Origin of the sequence: Mycobacterium simulans, from assembly GCF_900232995.1 — a bacterium.
Taxonomy (GTDB): Bacteria; Actinomycetota; Actinomycetes; order Mycobacteriales; family Mycobacteriaceae; genus Mycobacterium; species Mycobacterium simulans.
In genome coordinates, this window is sequence record NZ_OCVX01000004.1 from 500,315 (window position 1) to 517,372 (window position 17,058).

At 62.4% G+C, this 17,058-nt stretch carries 13 protein-coding genes; 5 read left to right on the plus strand and 8 right to left on the minus strand.

Annotated features, from left to right (window positions below; all coding sequences use genetic code 11):
- Positions 1–116 precede the first annotated feature (116 nt).
- From htpG to MSIMFI_RS18455, 4 genes are all read right to left on the minus strand, one after another.
- Complete coding sequence (htpG, locus tag MSIMFI_RS18440) at positions 117–2,060, minus strand: molecular chaperone HtpG (RefSeq protein WP_191498542.1); 1,944 nt, start codon at positions 2,058–2,060, stop codon at positions 117–119.
- 151 nt (positions 2,061–2,211) lie between these two features.
- Positions 2,212–3,129 carry an amidohydrolase family protein gene (locus MSIMFI_RS18445; protein ID WP_191498543.1) on the minus strand — a complete coding sequence of 306 codons (918 nt, stop codon included), beginning with the start codon at positions 3,127–3,129 and terminating at the stop codon, positions 2,212–2,214.
- A gap of 437 nt (positions 3,130–3,566) precedes the next feature.
- The gene (locus MSIMFI_RS18450; RefSeq protein ID WP_191498544.1) at positions 3,567–4,199 is read right to left on the minus strand and encodes a class I SAM-dependent methyltransferase; all 633 of its coding nucleotides are present in this window, start codon (positions 4,197–4,199) and stop codon (positions 3,567–3,569) included.
- Positions 4,196–5,128: a class I SAM-dependent methyltransferase gene (locus MSIMFI_RS18455; RefSeq protein ID WP_191498545.1), complete on the minus strand. Its 933-nt coding sequence runs from the start codon at positions 5,126–5,128 to the stop codon at positions 4,196–4,198. Before MSIMFI_RS18455 ends, MSIMFI_RS18450 begins: the two co-directional genes overlap by 4 nt.
- Positions 5,129–5,870: 742 nt before the next feature.
- Here MSIMFI_RS18455 and MSIMFI_RS18465 point away from each other — a divergent pair.
- Entirely contained in the window at positions 5,871–6,533 is a 663-nt protein-coding gene (locus MSIMFI_RS18465; RefSeq protein WP_396820388.1) for a sensor domain-containing protein, read from the plus strand.
- Here MSIMFI_RS18465 and MSIMFI_RS18470 read toward each other — a convergent pair.
- The 3 genes from MSIMFI_RS18470 to MSIMFI_RS18480 all read right to left on the minus strand — a co-directional run bounded on the left by MSIMFI_RS18470 (position 6,517) and on the right by MSIMFI_RS18480 (position 9,614).
- Positions 6,517–7,362 carry a class I SAM-dependent methyltransferase gene (locus tag MSIMFI_RS18470; protein ID WP_191498547.1) on the minus strand — a complete coding sequence of 282 codons (846 nt, stop codon included), beginning with the start codon at positions 7,360–7,362 and terminating at the stop codon, positions 6,517–6,519. The genes MSIMFI_RS18465 and MSIMFI_RS18470 overlap by 17 nt on opposite strands.
- A 373-nt stretch (positions 7,363–7,735) precedes the next feature.
- Positions 7,736–8,623 (minus strand): LysR family transcriptional regulator, encoded by an 888-nt coding sequence (locus tag MSIMFI_RS18475; protein WP_191498548.1) that lies wholly within the window; start codon positions 8,621–8,623, stop codon positions 7,736–7,738.
- Between the two features lie 367 nt (positions 8,624–8,990).
- Positions 8,991–9,614, minus strand: a complete 624-nt coding sequence (locus tag MSIMFI_RS18480) for a TetR/AcrR family transcriptional regulator (protein ID WP_191498549.1) — start codon at positions 9,612–9,614, stop codon at positions 8,991–8,993.
- 118 nt (positions 9,615–9,732) lie between these two features.
- Here MSIMFI_RS18480 and MSIMFI_RS18485 point away from each other — a divergent pair, with 118 nt between their 5' ends.
- Entirely contained in the window at positions 9,733–11,406 is a 1,674-nt protein-coding gene (locus MSIMFI_RS18485) for a CocE/NonD family hydrolase (RefSeq protein WP_224770328.1), read from the plus strand.
- Positions 11,407–11,545: 139 nt separating this feature from the next.
- Here MSIMFI_RS18485 and MSIMFI_RS18490 read toward each other — a convergent pair whose 3' ends face one another.
- The gene (locus MSIMFI_RS18490; RefSeq protein WP_191498551.1) at positions 11,546–13,801 is read right to left on the minus strand and encodes a protein kinase domain-containing protein; all 2,256 of its coding nucleotides are present in this window, start codon (positions 13,799–13,801) and stop codon (positions 11,546–11,548) included.
- Positions 13,802–14,354: 553 nt separating this feature from the next.
- Here MSIMFI_RS18490 and MSIMFI_RS18495 point away from each other — a divergent pair.
- The 3 genes from MSIMFI_RS18495 to MSIMFI_RS28340 form a co-directional block, all read left to right on the plus strand.
- Entirely contained in the window at positions 14,355–15,332 is a 978-nt protein-coding gene (locus tag MSIMFI_RS18495; protein WP_191498552.1) for a LysR family transcriptional regulator, read from the plus strand.
- Positions 15,333–15,537: 205 nt separating this feature from the next.
- Entirely contained in the window at positions 15,538–16,692 is a 1,155-nt protein-coding gene (locus MSIMFI_RS18500; protein ID WP_191498553.1) for a BTAD domain-containing putative transcriptional regulator, read from the plus strand.
- A gap of 120 nt (positions 16,693–16,812) precedes the next feature.
- Positions 16,813–17,058 (plus strand): hypothetical protein (locus MSIMFI_RS28340; protein ID WP_224770313.1); only part of this gene is annotated, 246 nt, incomplete at its 3' end.

Sequence of the window (17,058 nt, forward strand, 5' to 3'; positions counted from 1 at the left end):
CACGCACTTTCAACCAGCCCGGCTTGAGGCTACGCGGTCGCCAAAACCTCCCGATTTCTTGGGTAACCAAGTCTGCGATGGACGCGTCTATCTGTGACGCCGGAGGCGTCACGGCTTTACAAGGTTCGCGCTAGGCGGTCAGCGAGCAGTTCGGCGAACCTTGCCGGATCTTCCAGTACGCCGCCTTCAGCCAAAAGTGCTGTACCGTAAAGCAGTTCGGCGGTCTCAGCGAGCCGGGACTTTTCGGCATCGTCGGCGCTATCCTGGTGCGCTTGGCGCAAGCCGGTAACGAGCCGATGGTTGGGATTGATTTCCAGGATCCGCTTGGCGACGGGGACCTCCTGCCCAGAAGCCCTGTAAATGCGGGCCAGCGCTGGTGTCATCCCAAAGGCGTCGGTGATCAGACACGCCGGCGACTCGGTCAGTCGAGTGGACAACCGCACTTCCTTGACGTGATCACTCAACGTCTCCTGAAGCCAGGTCAACAAGTCGGCGAACTCTTTGTGCTGCTCCTCGCGCTCGGCCTCGGACTGGTCCTCCTCGGAGTCCAGGTCTACCTCGCCCTTGGCCACCGACTGCAGCGGTTTGCCGTCGAACTCGGTCACCGTTCCCACCCAGATCTCGTCGATTGGGTCGGTGAGCAGCAAGACCTCGTAACCCTTGGCTTTGAATGCCTCCAAGTGCGGCGACTTCAAAATCTGCTGGCGCGTCTCGCCGGTGGCGTAGAAAATCTGAGTCTGGCCCTCTTTCATGCGCTCGACGTACTCGGCCAGCGTGGTGGCCTCCTCCTCGCTGTGGGTGGAGGCGAACGAGGAAATCTGCAGCAGGGTCTCCTGGTTGTCGAAGTCGGACATCAGGCCCTCTTTGACGACCTTGCCGAACTGCGTCCAGAAGGTGCGGTAGTCCTCGAGCCGTGCAGATTGCAGATCCTTGATCGTGGTCAGGACCTTCTTGGTCAACCGCCGACGGATCGCCTTGATCTGACGATCCTGCTGCAGGATTTCGCGAGAAACGTTGAGCGACAGGTCTTGTGCGTCGACGACGCCCTTGACGAAACGCAGGTACTCCGGCATGAGCTGGTCGCAATCGCCCATGATGAACACTCGCTTGACATACAGCTGCACCCCGATCTTGGCGTCCCGGTTGAAAAGGTCGAACGGGGCGTGCGACGGGATGAACAGCAAGGCCTGGTACTCGAAGGTGCCCTCGGCCTTCATCGAGATCACCTCTAGCGGGTCATCCCAGGCATGAGCGATGTGCTTGTAGAACTCCTTGTACTCCTCCTCGGACACCTCCTCTTTAGGCCGCGCCCATAACGCCTTCATCGAGTTCAGCGTCTCGGTTTCGAGGGTTATGACCTCCTCCCCGCCCTCTTCGGCCGGCGGGGTACGCCGCTCCACCTGCATCCGAATCGGGAAGGCAATGAAGTCGGAGTACTGCTTGACCAGGTTTTTGATCTTCCACTGCGCGGTGTAGTCGTGCAGGTCGTCCTCGGCGTCCTCGGGCTTGAGATGCAAGGTGACCGACGTTCCCTGCGGAGCATCCTCGACCGATTCGATCGTGTATGTGCCCTCGCCGCTGGATTCCCACCTTGTGGCTTCGCTCTCGCCGGCCTTGCGGGTCAGTAGCTCGACCTTGTCGGCCACCATGAAGCTCGAGTAGAAGCCGATACCGAACTGTCCGATCAGCTCCTCGGAGGCGGCTGTACTTTTCAGGTTCTTGGCCTCACGCAACTGCTGGCGCAGCTCAGCCGTACCCGACTTGGCCAACGTGCCGATCAGATCCACAACCTCGACACGGGTCATACCGATGCCGTTGTCGCGAATGGTCAGCGTGCGGGCGTCTTTGTCCACCCCGATCTCGATGTGCAAATCGGAGGTATCGACGTTTAGATCCTTGTTCCGCAGCGCCTCCAGCCTGACCTTGTCCAGGGCATCGGAAGCATTGGAGATCAACTCCCGCAGGAACGAATCCTTGTTCGAGTAGACCGAGTGAACCATCAGATCCAGCAGTTGACGCGCCTCTGCCTGAAACTCCAACTGCTCCACACCAGCACTCATGAGATTCCTTCCGACGATATAGCGACTCGAATTTAGCGAAATGCAGGTCGTCAGTCAGCTGGGGGGTCATCGGCAGCCGCGTCGAGCCTACGCACAGAGCGCACTTCGCCCACCAGATCACGCACTGAGCGCAGTTTCGGCAGAGGCTGGGTCACCCATCGAGGTGCAGTACCCGGCTCGCGTTGCGCCACATCCAGTCCTCCAGGACTTCCCGCCGCACCGGCAGGGCGCGCATTTCGTCGCACAGTTGTACGTAGGGACGGTTGATGAGAAATCCGCCGGTGCCGTACATGATCTTGTGGCGGATTGTCGTCTGCCCGAAACGCATCAGTGGTTCCCACCCGGCGCCCGGGGACGCGAAGTACTTGGGACGGTGTGCGGCCAATTCAAGGTAGACGTTGGGGTGTTTCCACGCGATCAGGCACGCCTCGAGCACCCACGGGTAGCCGCCGTGGCTCATCAGGATCGTCAGCTCAGGGAACCGGCAGGCGACATCGTCGATGTGTCGGGGGTGGCCGAGATCGCTGGGTCGTGTCCGAGTCCAGTTGGCAGAGGTGTGGATGGAGAGGGGTACACCGAGTTCGACGCATTTGGCGTAGAACGGGTCGTACGCGGGGTCGGTTGCGGGCCGTCCAATCATGAACGGTCGCAGGCTGAGCCCCCGGAAACCGTGGTCAACAACCCAATGCTCGAACTCGTCGAGCGCTGAGCGTCCGGCTACGACGTCTGCACCGGCGAAGGGTAGGAACCGGTCGGGATGGCGGGCCGCGAGGGCGGCCACCGGGGCGTTATTCACGAAAGTGACACCGCACGTGGACTTTTCATCAAATCCAGTGATCAGGCTGCGGGTGATGCCGGCAGCGTCGAGGGAGTCCAGAATTTGGTCGTCGGTGCAGCGCCGTGAGGCGACATATGCGCTGAGCTGCTCGGCGGTGAGCGTCGTCTTGGTAAAGACCTCGAAGTACGACAGCAGCTCGGCGGGAAAGCCGGCCTGCAGGTCGTCGACGATTTCGGTGGACGGTACGAACGGTGCCCACATGTCGATGACGGGCACCCGGGGTTCGCTCATCGCTTCTCCAAAGGCGCGCTGTGCCGATGCATTGATCCTTCACCGAACGTGCTGAAAAGCATAAGCCGGATCGCAGCCAAGGTCGGGGATCGTCCCGCCGGGGAGGCCTGCGATGAGGTCTGTTCGTCGTCTGGCCGCCGTCGTCGCGGTCATGTTCGCGTCGATTGACCAACGAGTGCAAACTGCCGCCGCCACCGCCAGCGTGGTACACACCTCGGCCGGTATATGCGCCGCAATACGCGCCGCAGGATGTGCCGCCGCCACCGCCACAGCCGACGTGGGCACCCCAGCCCCCGATGTGGGACAACGGCTTTCAGCACTGGGGCGTGTGGATAGGCGGAATCTAGGTGCCGGTCTAACCGGGCACGTTCGGGCGGGCACCAACTCGAAGACGGGGATGAGCCGGTCGGTGCGGCCAACACCCAGGGCCGGAGCAATTAGCCCTTGGTCCCGACAGTGATCAAATCGGAGATAAGCCAAGTCCAGGGCGGCCGTGGGATTCGGCGCTGATCGGTCACGGCGAACCCGGCGCCTTCGAACCACGCTCGCATCTCGGTAGGTGAGGCGTTGTGCTGGGGTTTCCACCGATTGGCCGCGGGTATCTGCAGCAGTGGCCGCTGCGTGCTCAGGGCCGTGATGGCCACCAGCCCACCGGGCGCCAGCACGCGATGGAACTCCCGTAGGGCTTCCGACTGGTGGAAAAAGTGAAACGCCGAGGTCGTCACGACGGCGTCGAGCGCCCCGTCGTCAAAGGGCAGCTGCTCGGCCGGGCATCGTATCCACTGCACCCGGGTGGATCTGGCGCGAGCCTGGTTGAGCATGCCTTCGGACATATCGATGCCATAGATCGCTTCGGGATGCAGTTCCCGTTCGATCCGATCGCTGAGAATGCCGGTGCCACAAGCAATGTCGGCAATCTTGCGAGATTTGTGGGCGCGCAGCTGGGCAATCACCTCGTCGTGCGGAGGACGGTAAACCCGCTGCAAAAACGGCAAATCGTACGCCGGGGATACAAAGCTCCACAACCTGGTAACCGCGTTGTTGAGCCCGCGGCGTTGTGGTGCGGTCACTCGCTCAGTGTAGAGGTGTAGTAAATGGTGTCGGCCATCGACACCGAGTCGTGAGTTTGCGGAAGCGCCCCAAGCCCGAAGTCGGACAGTAGCTCACTCATTTGCGTGCCGAATGACCGCCAACCCAGGCCTTCCAGATAAGCGGCAACGTCTTTGCGCTCACCCTCAAAGCCGAGCTCGCCCCAATCAAGCTCGAAGCCATGCTCGCGCCACTTGGCGGTAGACCTGCGCATCGCCTCACGCGCTCGTTCGGCGTCCTGTTGCGGCCTGCCTGGGATAGCTTCGACCGCCAGTCGGCTGCCCTCGGCGCTGAGCGCGGTGATGTTGTCCATCAACCGGTCCTGAGCATCTGGCGGCAAATACCCCAGGAGGCCCTCGGCGATCCATGCGCTAGGCCGGCTCTTGTCGAAACCGGCGTCGATTAATGCCTGCGCCCAGTCGTGCCGCAGATCGATGGCGACCGTACGCAATTCGGCTTTCGGGGCGACGCCCAGATTTTCCAGTGTGGTGGTCTTGAACGCGATCACCTGCGGCTGGTCAATCTCGAACACCGTCATGTCCGACGGCCACGCCAAACGGTAGGCGCGGGCATCCAGACCGGATGCCAGGATCACGGCCTGACGGACACCGGCGCGCGTCGCGCCCTCGAAGAACGAGTCGAAAAAGCGAGTGCGTGCGGCCATCGCGTCGGGCATATGCGCGAGCTTCCAGCCAGACTCGTCGTCGTCGACGTCAGCAGCGATCAGGTTGCCGGTGACCCATCGGGTGAAGAAGTCCACCCCGACAGCACGAACCAGTGGTTCGGCGAATTGGTCTTTGATCAAAGGGTTCTCGGCGTTGGTCGCGATCGCCCGGGCGGCGGCCACCATGGTCGCCGTGGCTCCCACGCTGGTTGCCAAATCCCAGGTGTCATTGTCTGTGCGAGGCACGCAGTTCTCCAATGCTGAACGGAAAGAATACTTAGTCAGTTTAACAAATGTGCGGGCACGCGTCGCGTGAAACGCATCACCGGGAGGCAGGCAAATCCAGGACGCAGACGCCTAGTGGCGGCCCGGGCCGCCCGGCCCACCGGGTCCCCCAGGGCCGCCCGGTCCCCCGGGGCCACCGGGCCCGCCTGGTCCGCCGGGTCCATTTGCTGCCGGAAGCCAGAAGACGCATTCATTCAAGTCTGGGCTCCAGACCCAGCCCGGGGCGCAGTCGTCGTCGGCCCGGCTGATCGCCGGCGATGCCGGCCCCGTCACCGGTAGCCCTGCCAACACCAGAGCGACCGTCCCGAGTGCGCAACGCCGTAGGGAATGGCTCATTCCGACCTCTCTGGTGTTGTCCGGCCAGCGACCGATCCATCAGATCCTTGTGTAGCAGGTAATCGCGAACCCGGAGCAAGAACGGCGCAAGCCGACCACCGCACGCGGTACGTAGCCCGGTGCGCAGATCGATTCGAACGGCGCGAGGCCACGATCGGCCGCGCTGATACCGTCACCGCATTATCGGATCGAGACCCGCCTGGACAACTGCGGGGCCATGTCCGCTGCGCCGTGCTGACCCTGCCCGGGGCGGAGTTCAGGCGCCTTGAGAATCTTGCAAGGCCGGTATCGGATGCTGGAGATCTAGAACCACAGCCGTTAAGGAGATTTGATCGTGCCCTACGCCGGTGGCGCTTTATGGGGATGCGTGCTCGCTTTGTGTCTCGCGCTTTCCGGATGCAGCACTGTTGTCACTGGCACCGCCAAGCCCGCGACGGGCAGTGTGGCACCCACTGGCCCCATCCGGCCTGCGCAACTGGAGGACCTCTTGATGCCATCGTCGTGGCTCGCGGTGGTGCCCGACCGACCACTGGTCGAAGACGACATGCAATCCGCGCTATTCGTAGGAGCCGATCCTGCCGAGTGCCACGGCGCCGCGGCCTTTGGCCGCTACCCACTGTTGCCAACGGACTACACCGGCCGAGAAGCCCGTACCCAGCAGGACCACCTGACGAACCAGCACCAGCTGCTGGAGGTGTCAGCCACCTATCCAAGCAACTTCGACGCCGCCGGCTTTCTCGACTCGGTTCGCAAGACCGTATCCGGCTGCCAGCGCCCGGTCACCGCATGGGGCGACGACCGACGCAAGATGACCGTAGTCCCAGGCACGTTAGTCCCGAGCTCGCCGGAGGTTGCCCGGTGGACGACGAGCCTTGCTGGCCAACAATGGATTTGCGAGTTCGCGGTCATCGCGAAGGCCAATGTGGTCGCCGAGATCGTCACCTGTTCCGCGGACCGTTCCGTCGACATCCAGGAGTTGGTTGCCAAGCGGCTCAACAAGATTGAGGAGCTGCTCAAATCAACGGCGTGACTGAAAGACTTGACATTCGATCGTGCCTGGTTGCGCCTGGACGGGAGAACAGGACAGTAAGCGATGGCGGGCCAAGCCGCGTCTGCAAGGACTGGATATCGATCCGCATCGCCGGATCGGCCGCGCGGCCAAGTGCCTCGAACGCCGACGCGCTGTAGGCGCGCAGCGCGCTGATGAAGGCGTCGTGCATGCCCGGCCAGACCCATGACCACGGCAACAGCACCAAGAGCATCGGCAGCCTCACGATCGGAAACAGCAACAGCGCCAGCGGATTCTGCCGCTTGAGGTCGATAACTAGAAAACGCCGCCCGACGCGGGTGGCCTCCGCGATCGCACGGCATGCGACCGCCGGCCGCAGATGGTGAAACGCCTTAGCGAAGACCACCAAGTCGAAGCTATGGTCCTCGGCATCGATCGCGGTGGCATCGATCACCTCGGTGCGCGCCCGCGGATTGGTTCCCAACTCCCCTTGAGCGATATTGGCCACCGAGGTCGGATCTAGATCACTGACCGTGACTGTCGCCGTCGGGTGCAACTCGAGGATTTTCGCCGAGAGCTTGCCGTGGCCTGCACCCAGTTCCAGGATCCGCGGATGGGAGATGTCACAAACCGCTTCCAGGGTTATCTGGGCGTGGTGTTGGTGCTGATTTGTCGCAGTGCCCAACCGGTCGAGCATCCCAATGACTTTCTGCTTGATCCCATCGGGTATGTCGTCACGATCGAGATACTCGAGCGCCTCGGTCTGGAATCGACGATCCAGCCAGGAAGCGTTAGGTCCGCCCCTCGGCATGGCGGCAATCGCGTGCTCTCGCATGTCCGCCGGACCCATCGCGGCTCTCCTTATTGCGCGTGGATGGTGTTGTTCCGCCAATGTGCTGAAGATGTGCTGAAGGCACCGCGCGTCCATGGGTGCGGACCACAGCCAGACACTATGCCGGGCCAACTTCGGCGTCTAGAAGAAGGTTATGAAGGTATTCTTGCGATCAGCGCAAGGAAAACGCGGGGAGCGGGGTTCCGTAACTCGTCTCAGGTGTCCATGTGCGCTGTCGGCGGCGGGGTCGGATTGACCCTGTCTTTCCCGGCTAGGCCAGTGCCCTTGGCCACCGTTACCGTCGGCTACACGTGTTCCGCCGATCCCGCCGGGCCTCGCAGGCGCCCGCCAAGTGGGCGACCCCAGCGCGCCGCTGGGAACCGCAGCAGCCTCATTCAGGCATCCCATATGCCGCGATTGCGGTATCGCGGAACGCAGCAGCGGAGGGCGGCAGGAACCTGTTGCTCATCCAACCAATGGCGATGGGTCTGGCCAATTCCTTGTCGTCGATCGGGATTTCGGCGATATCGGGTTGCGGTGTGGCCGACCGAGGCAAAACGCCCACACCCAAGCGCGCGCTTATCAAGCCGCGCAATGTAGGAACGGCACTTCCCTCGAACGCGATCGTCGGCGTCATGGAGTGGCGCGCGCAAGCGTCGTCGAAAATCCGGCGGATCGCATTATCACGATCAAGGGCAACAAACGGTTGACCGGCGAGTTCTTCAAATCCGATCACCTTTCGTTTAGCTAGCGGGTGATCTCGGTCGACCACGGCATATAGCTGCAGATCAAACAGGTGATGCCACTTCACGCCAGGCCACTCATCAAATGTCATGGGATAACACATGCACAGATCGATCGCACCGGTAGCCAGGTCACTCAGCAGCGAGGGTCCGGCCGCCTGGCGCAGTTCGAAACGTGCTCCGGGATAACGGTCGTGATGGCGGCGGATCAGCCTGGGCACCGTGGCTACGCCCAGTGTGTTGAGAAACCCCAGCGCCACCGTCCCCGCGTCGACGCCCGCGAGTTCGCGAACAGCGACGACCGCTGTCTCAAGACCCCGTCGAGTCGCGAGACTGGCCCGTAAAAACGCCTTCCCGAACCGGTTGAGCTCGTTGGCCCGACCACGCCGAGTGAACAGCTCCACCCCGATCTCGGACTCCAACATGGCGACGGCCCGGCTCACCGCCGATTGCGAAACCGCCAGTTGCTCAGCAGCCTCGCGCAGCGTCCCGCACTCGGCGACCATTTGGAAATAACGCAGTTGATAGAGCTCCATGAGAGCGCATAATACTTGCGACCTACACAAGTGTTTAGGCCTATTTTTCTATTAGGCGCGAAGTGTGGCTGTGCAGCATAACTAGTTCGGTCTCGTAGCTGCCGGAGAAGGCTAGACGACGTGGCAATTAGCTGCACCGCCGGCAGAATCTAACTGCAGGCAGTGGCGGTGCCGGCGAGGCCGCGGCCGTAGCCAGCAGTCCCTGCGAATGCGTGCTGCGTCAAGTAGAAATTTTTGAATAAACTATTGCGCGAGGTGAAAGCATCGTAGATTGCGGCGGCAAATCGGCGCCCCACGGCTTTACGACAAATTGCGTCCGGCGCAGAAAGTTGTTGTGAACCTCGTGCCGCGCGGGCGCAGGCTGGCTCTAGAGGATCGCCGCCCGAAGCGTTTTTGCGATCCAGGCCTCAAAGCGCTCGAGTGTGTAGTTGGCGCCCGACACCATGAGTTCGTAGGATTCCGGGCTGGCGATGGCCCATGCGGTATCGACCGCATCGCGTCGGGGAATCCGTATCGCATCGTCTGGAATCGTGGCGAGCATCGCGTCAAATGTCGTCCGCCGCAGCGCCTGGAGCTGTTGCCATTCTTCTGCGATGGCGCTGTCGACCGCGGCTCCGTCGCGGTAAGCCCGCCACGCGATCGCAGAGCGTTGGGCCACGCTGCAAAACAGTTTGGCAATCTGTGCGAGCGTTTCCGCCGGGGTATCGGAACGCAGTTGGGAAGCGAAGTGCTCTCCCGACGGCGATGCGTCGGGCGCCAGCGTGCTCTCCAGGTACGCACGCAACAACGCACGTTTGCTACCCCACGCCAGGTAAAGCGTTTGCACGGTAACCCCGGCACCTTCGGCAATCCGATTCACCGTCGCGGGGACATACCCGACGCGAGCGAACTCCTCAGCGGCAGCCGCCAGCAGCAGCCGTCGGGTCTCTGCACGCGAAGCCGCCCCCGCTTCGCGTAACCGGGTCGTGTTCCGTGGCGACTTACTTCCCACGAGCGGCAGCTTACCCGATCGTGCTTTAGTGCTACTCTAACGTAATTTAATACCACTCAAGTCAGAACATCCAGGAGGGATCGTGACAACGCAATACCCCAGCTACGACCGTCCCTGGATGCGGGCCGGCGCCGCAGCGTACGCGTTCGCCAGACTTCGCCGTGCCCTTCGTCCGCCCGTGCGCGTGTCGGCAGCCCCGGACGATCTCCTGGTGGATCGCAACGTCGCCGTGTGTATGCGCGACGGTGTCGTGCTCCGGGTCAACGTCTATCGGCCGCAGGGCACGGGCCCGTTTCCCGTCATCCTTTCGGCGCACCCATATGGCAAAGACAAGCTGCCCAAGCGCAAGTGGGGACGGTGGAGCTTCAGCCCGCAATTTCGCATTTTGCGCCAGCCCGGTCCGCTCCAATTTTCGAGCGAGACCACTTGGGAAGCGCCCGACCCGGTCTGGTGGCTGGCGCACGGATACGTCGTCATCAACGCCGATCTGCGTGGCGCCGGTACCTCGGATGGTGCCGGCGCATTGCTGTCCGACCAAGAGGGCCGTGATGTCTACGACCTCATCGAATGGGCCGGTGCGCAGCCGTGGTCCAACGGCAGGGTCGGAATGCTAGGGGTGTCCTATCTGGCGATGTCACAGTTCAAGGCCGCCGCGCTACATCCACCCAGCCTCAATGCCATCTGTCCCTGGGAGGGCCTCACCGATGCCTACCGGGACATGTTCGCTCCAGGCGGAATCGTCGAGAACGGCTTCTCGCGCATCTGGCAGGCGGGCGTCAAACGGGGCATGCGTACCACCGAAGACATTGGCGCTCAACGCAAAGCGCACCCGTTGCGAGATCAATGGTGGCAATCCCTGGTGCCAGACCTTGCCAGCATCGAGGTTCCGATGCTCGTCTGTGCGAGCTTCTCCGATAACAACCTGCACAGCCGCGGCTCCTTCCGCGCCTTCGAACAGGTCGGCTCGACAGCCAAATTCATGTACACACACCGTGGCGGGAAATGGGCGACGTTCTACAGCGACGACGCCCGCCGGGCTCAGCTCGCATTCTTCGACCGTTATCTCAAACAACTGGATGTTCCCAAACTCCCACCGGTCCGGCTCGAGGTGCGTGAGCGGCGCGACGTCATCGCCGAGGTACGTACCGAGCAGCAATGGCCACCGAAAGACATCCGTTGGCGCAATCTCTACCTGGCCGACAACGGGATACTCGGAACCGCGCCAGCGACAGTCGACGGATCGGTCACCTTCCACACCCGTCGGCGAGCCGCGGCGTTCACCTTTCCCGTGCCCCGTGATCTCGAACTCACCGGCCCGATGAACGTATCGCTCTGGGTGTCGGTCGACAGAGCCGACGATGTCGAACTGTTTGTGGGTGTGGAGAAATGGGTTGGTAAGCAATGGGTTTCGTTCGAGGGCTCGTACGGCTTTGGCCGGGACCGGGTCACGACGGGATGGCAACGCGCGTCGCTACGCGAAATCGATACCGAGCAATCCACCGCGTACGAACCGGTACACACTTTCCAGCGGCGCCAACCCCTATCACCCGGTGAAATCGTCCAGGTGGAGGTTGCCCTAGGCCCGTCGGCCACCGCCTTTCATGCTGGCGACCGCATCCGCCTCCTCATCGCGGGTCGGTGGCTTGCGCCCCGCAACCCCCTATACGGCTCCTTTCCCGCCTCATACGAGCAGTCCCCGCCGGCACGATGCACGCTGTACTGGGGGCCAGACCGGCCAGCGCGGCTGCGAGTGCCTGAGATCCCGACACGACCCCGGCTCAATCGGATGTGAATCCCGGGCTTTGAATGTGACTCCTGGGCGCGCAGGGCGGCTCAGATCCCGCCCTACACGAACACTGAAAGTCCTGATTTCACAATCGATTCCACGGCTCAGGTCAGCCCGGTGCAACACTAGCCGGCTACCCCACTGCTTACATATCGCAGTCTTCGCTGAGCATTGCATCGTCGATCCCGAACTGGCGCAGCAAAGCTGCCATCTCCGTCGCCATTGCAGGGCAGTCGACGAAGCTGAATCGCAGCGCTTGCCGGATGTTGGAACTTTCACGTGTGAGGCGCTGCATCCACTGATGCTCTTGGGGACCACGCGAGTGGGTCGCAGCCTCCGTGAGCAGTTGGTGATACCAGCTTGCGTGGCGGCGACCCAACCGCATGCGCTCGGCTTCGGTGGTCCGGCCGCGTCCATAGTCGCGCAGGGTCGGAAGAAGGTGAAAGCACACTACCCCGTCGTGTTCGGCGCGGATCAGGATCGACTTGTCGACCAATGCGCACAGCAGGTCCAGGAATTCGCTGGCAGGCAGATCCCCGCCGCTGACATATTGCGCTGCCGACAGATCGAAGCTGCCACCGAATACCCATAGCCGCGCCCATAGTTGTTGTTCGCATTCGCTGCACAGGTCGTAGCTCCACTCGATGCAGCGCGTGAGGGATTGCTTGCGGGTGCCGGGATTGCCGTCGCCAAGACTCAGCAACTCATAGCTGTCGCAGAGTTCGTCGCCGATCTGCTCAAGCGGCATGGTCCGAAGCCGCGCAGCGGCCAGCTCGATCGCCAGCGGCAGCCCGTCTAGGCGCGCGCAGATGCGTGCCACCGCGGCAGCGTTATCCGCAGTGAGCTCAAACTCCCGCACCTCAGCGCGGGCCGACTGAATAAACAAGGCCACAGCGTCAGACCCGGCCAGACCGTCCAGCCTGGGATCACTACTTGGGCTGGGCGAAGCCAATGGCGACAGGGCCAGCACGGCTTCACCGCCGACTGCGACAACCTCGCGGCTGGTGGCCACGATGTGTAGCCGTGGGCAGCGCGGCAACAACGTCTCAACCAATTTGGCCGCGTCGTCGATGACGTGTTCACAGTTGTCCACTACGACCAGCGCCCGTCGCTGGGCCAGAAAATCGACCAACATCTCGATCGGCGGTCGGGTCGACTGATCACGCGCACCCAACGTTGCGACTACTTGCTCGACCACCTGCGACCCGTCGCGCAGGTCGCCCAACTCCACTAGCCACACCCCGTCGGGGTAGGCGGCTCTTTCCCGCCGTGCGGCATGGATCGCCAGCGCGGTCTTGCCGACCCCACCGGTACCCGTAACCGTCACCAAACGTGAGCACCTCAGCAGCTCATGCAGCCGCCCAAGTTCGGCTTCACGACCCACCAGACTGTTGGAAAGCGAAGGCAGCCCACCTCCCGCACTCGGTCCCCGCCCAGACGTCGATCCGGTTGAGTGCGCTAACCGCGATTGAGACCTGTCGAGGCCTTCACCGTCATGAAGGACCATCTCGTCGACGGCCAAACCATGGCAGGCCTGGAGCTGCTGGAGGCGTTGACCCAATTCCAGTGCCGACGGCCGCTGACCGGGATCACGGGCCATCGCTTGCTCGATGAGGGCGGCAAGGTTTGCAGGGATGCCGTGTTCACGAAGATCCGGTAGGGGTTGGGTGGTAATGCGCACGAACTGCGATAGCAAATCTTCTCCGTGCCGCCGTTCGAAGGCAGCGCGACCGGTTAAGCCCGTGAACAGGCTCGCACCCAGCCCGTATACGTCCGAGGCTGCGCTTGGGGGTCCGCCTGCGAGTAGCTCAGGAGCGGCAAATGCTGGAGAGCCATGGAATATCCCTGGGGCGGTCTTGAACCCGCCTTCGGTGCGCGCGATTCCGAAATCAGACAAGGCCGGCTCACCGTAATCGGTGGCAAGAATGTTGCCCGGCTTGACATCACGATGTACGACCCCCGCGCGATGCGCGCACTCTAATGCACCGGCGATTTTGACCCCTAGTCGCAACACGTCAGCGGCACTCAAGTTCCCCGCACTGGCAATCCGCTCCTGCCAGGAACCAAGCCCGCAAAATGGCATCACCAGGAATGGATAGCCGGTGGCGGTTTGGCCTACCTGCAATACCGCCACAATGTTGGGATGAGCCGTTAGTTTGGCCATCGCCTGCTGTTCTCGCACAAACCGCGCTTGATCCTCGAGGCGCTCGACGATCACCACCTTGACCGCTACGACCCGATCCAGTGCCGCCTGCAGGCAGCGATACACCGTGCCGAACCCACCGCGGCCAACTTCAATCGCACCGTAGAAACCCAGGGCGGCCAATTCGGCCGGGATGCCACCGTGCACTCCGCCACCTGCGGCGGGTTCGGCCTGCGTAACAGCCGGGTCATATTCCATCGCATAGCCCCGGCATCCGTCGAGCTGGCCTGGCAAAAGGTACCCGCGCGGATTTCCAGGTGCGACGACCAGCGGACCAGCTCAACGAAGGTTTTGGCATGAGCATCGGGCTACATTTTGTCACTGATCGGACCCCGTGAGCAGTACCGGTTGGTAGGCGACAGCGGCATCGCTCAACTGCGCGCTCCCTGCTATTGGGGCACGTATTGGGGCACGCAGACTCAGCCATTAAGGATTTATAAAGGTCGCCGCCCGATGGTGATGCAATGCACATCGTCGGATCCAGAGCGCACCAATGCTTTCCCGGTCCACGTTCTGGCGCGACACCGGCTGCACGAGGATGCGTTGCGGTACGCAACGAAACGGTCTCTCGCCATGAGCGGCGTGTTAACGCCCCTCAGCGCTCACATCGTCTCGTTGCACGGTTGTCGGGCGGGTGCCCCCGTCCGCATCGTCCTCATCGCTGGGCGAGCCATACATCGCCATCTCGAATGGCATCTCGAATCGGGGCGAAAACAAATTTCTGCGTTTCGCGAAAGTGCGGTGACTAGCAATGGAGCTCTACCAATTGCGTTACTTCCAAGCGGTTGCCGAGCTGGGCACGCTGCGCGATGCCGCCGAGAAACTCATGGTGTCCCAATCAGCGGTCAGCCGGGCCATCGCCATTCTCGAGTCCGAGATTGGCGTTGAACTGTTCACCCGGCGTGGCCGGGCCAACGAACTCAACCGCTTCGGGCATGCTTTTTTGCGGGCTAGCCTGACGACTCAGCGCAGCCTTGACACCGCCGTCGACGCCGTACGCCAACTCGCGGGCGTCGACGGCGGGACAGTAACCCTGGGATTCCTCAGTTCACTGGGCGTGGCCACCGTGCCCCGGCTGATCCGCCGTCATCGTGACCGCCATCCAGCCGCGCGTTTCGAACTGCGCCAGCGCACCGGGCCCGAGCTGATGGTCGATCTGGCCAATGGCGTCGTTGACGTATGCCTCAGCTACCCAATGACATTCGACAACTCGCCGGCGGTCAAGTGGCACAAGCTATTCACCCAACCGCTGTGCGCAGTCGTTGACCGCGAGCATCCGCTGGCCAACCGGAAGCTTGTTGGCTTTGACGAACTGGCCGACCAACCCTTCGTGGTCCTGGATCGTGATCACACCCTGCGCAAGATCTTTGACGACGCCTGCGCGCGTCATGGCTTCACGCCCACGATCGCCTTCGAGGGCGGCGAAGTGAGTACACTGCGCGGCCTGATCGGGGCGCAGTTGGGTATAGGTGTGCTGCCCCGGGCAGCCACACTATCGCCCGACATCGTCGAGATCGCTGTCGACGACCCGGAACTGGTCAGAGTAATCGCCGTCGGGTGGATGACCAATAGGTATCTGCCGCCCTCAGCCGCCGCGTTCCGTGATACCACGATCGCATCGGCAGGACTGCCGGGATTTGGCTTGGACCATGCCCGATTCGACGTGGGCAGGCACTTGTGGAGGAAGCAGGAGTGTGTTCATAAGGTTCTGCAAGACGTCGATCTGTAGGGACGCATAGGATCTCGCTTTTCTGATCGTGCCAGGAGTTGCAGCTCGGCGCCGGACGGCACAGTATTCGCTGGTCACGTATGCGCTCGTGGTGGCTGCGCCGTCCAGACATTAACCGACCGCGAAAAGTCTGCGGCGATCTCACAATTGGGACCCACAATAGGGAGGTGCGAACACTCCTCGAAAATGCGGGGCTACTGGGTTGATGACGCGAGACGATCTCCGGTTCGGCGTTCTCGGATCGTTGGAGATGAGGGTCAACGGTGCAGTTGTATCGGTCGGAACCCCTAAGCAACGTGCGGTGCTGGCCACGCTGCTAATTAATCGCAACCGACCGATCGCGGTCGATACATTGATCGACGCGGTATGGGAGCAGAAAGCTCCTACCGGCGCGCGAGCCACGCTTTACGCATATGTGTCAAATTTGCGCCATCTGATGGCCGACGCGGACGTGGAGCCCCGCGTTGTCTTGGCGAACGCACCGCCGGGTTATCGGCTGTCGGTCCTTGACAGCCACTACGACCTGGGCCGGTTTGTAGCCGAAAAGAACGCCGGTCTACGAGCCGCCGCGGATGGGCGGTTCGAGCAGGCTAGCGGCCACTTCTCAGCCGCGCTAGCTGAGTGGCGCGGCCCAGCGCTCGACGACTTGCGCGACTTCACCCTCGTCGACGCCTTCGCCAAGGGACTCGCAGAGGAAAGAGTCGTGACGCAGACCGCTCGCGCCGAAGTTGAAATCGCCTGCGGACGGCACCATTCCATGATCAGTGATCTCGAGACACTCGCCACCGACAACCCATACCGGGAACCGCTTTGGATACAGCTGATCACTGCCTACTACCTGGCCGACCGTCAATCCGATGCGCTCGATGCCTATAACAGACTGAGGGACACGCTGGCCGATGACCTGGGCGTCTACCCCAGTCCTACGGTGCGTGCGCTCCACGAGCGAATCCTTCGCCAGCAGTCGCTCGACGTCCGCAGGTCCGCCCAATCGAGCGCCGATGACACCATCGGCACGCTTTCACAGCACCCGACGGCGCTGCCGCGCACCACCAACGGCCCCTCGCTACGCGACGCGGACGAGCGAAAGTATGCACTGGTCGCCACCACCACCCGCATCGGGCGCAGCCCCGACAATGACATCGTCCTTTCTGGTCCCAAAGTCAGCCGTCACCACGCGGCAATCGTCGACACCGGTTCGAGTTTCGTCGTCGTGGATTTGCGATCAGTAAACGGCGTTTACGTTTCTGGTCGACGTATCCACACCAGTGCCGTCCTAACCGAAGGCGACCGGATTCGAATTAGCGAGCACCAGTTGGTATTCGAAGCCAACTCCCAAGATTCCGTCGCCAACGAGTAGCGCTGCGGTTCGACGGGCAGGCCCATACGTCGCCCGGACCCAGTTGGACCGAAAATCCAGTAGCGCCGCGTAGCAGTGTTTGCGGCTTTATCATTTTGAGCCTGACGCAAGGGGCTGATGATGGTTGATCGGGATCCCGCGCAATCGGGCGTGTCCGTCGATGTGGTGGCGGAGTTAGCCGGAGCGGGGTTCGTTGATGCCGTAGAAATCGGCAGGGGCGGGGTTGGGGGGGGCTTTCGCTGTGTGGAGATGGGGGTGGGTCGGGGGGGGGGGGGAAAGGGGCCAAACGCGCTTTCTGGTCCGGGGCGGGGCCGGGTTGGCTCCGGAGAGGAGGGCATGGCGGCGGTGAGCGGCCGGCCCCCCCAC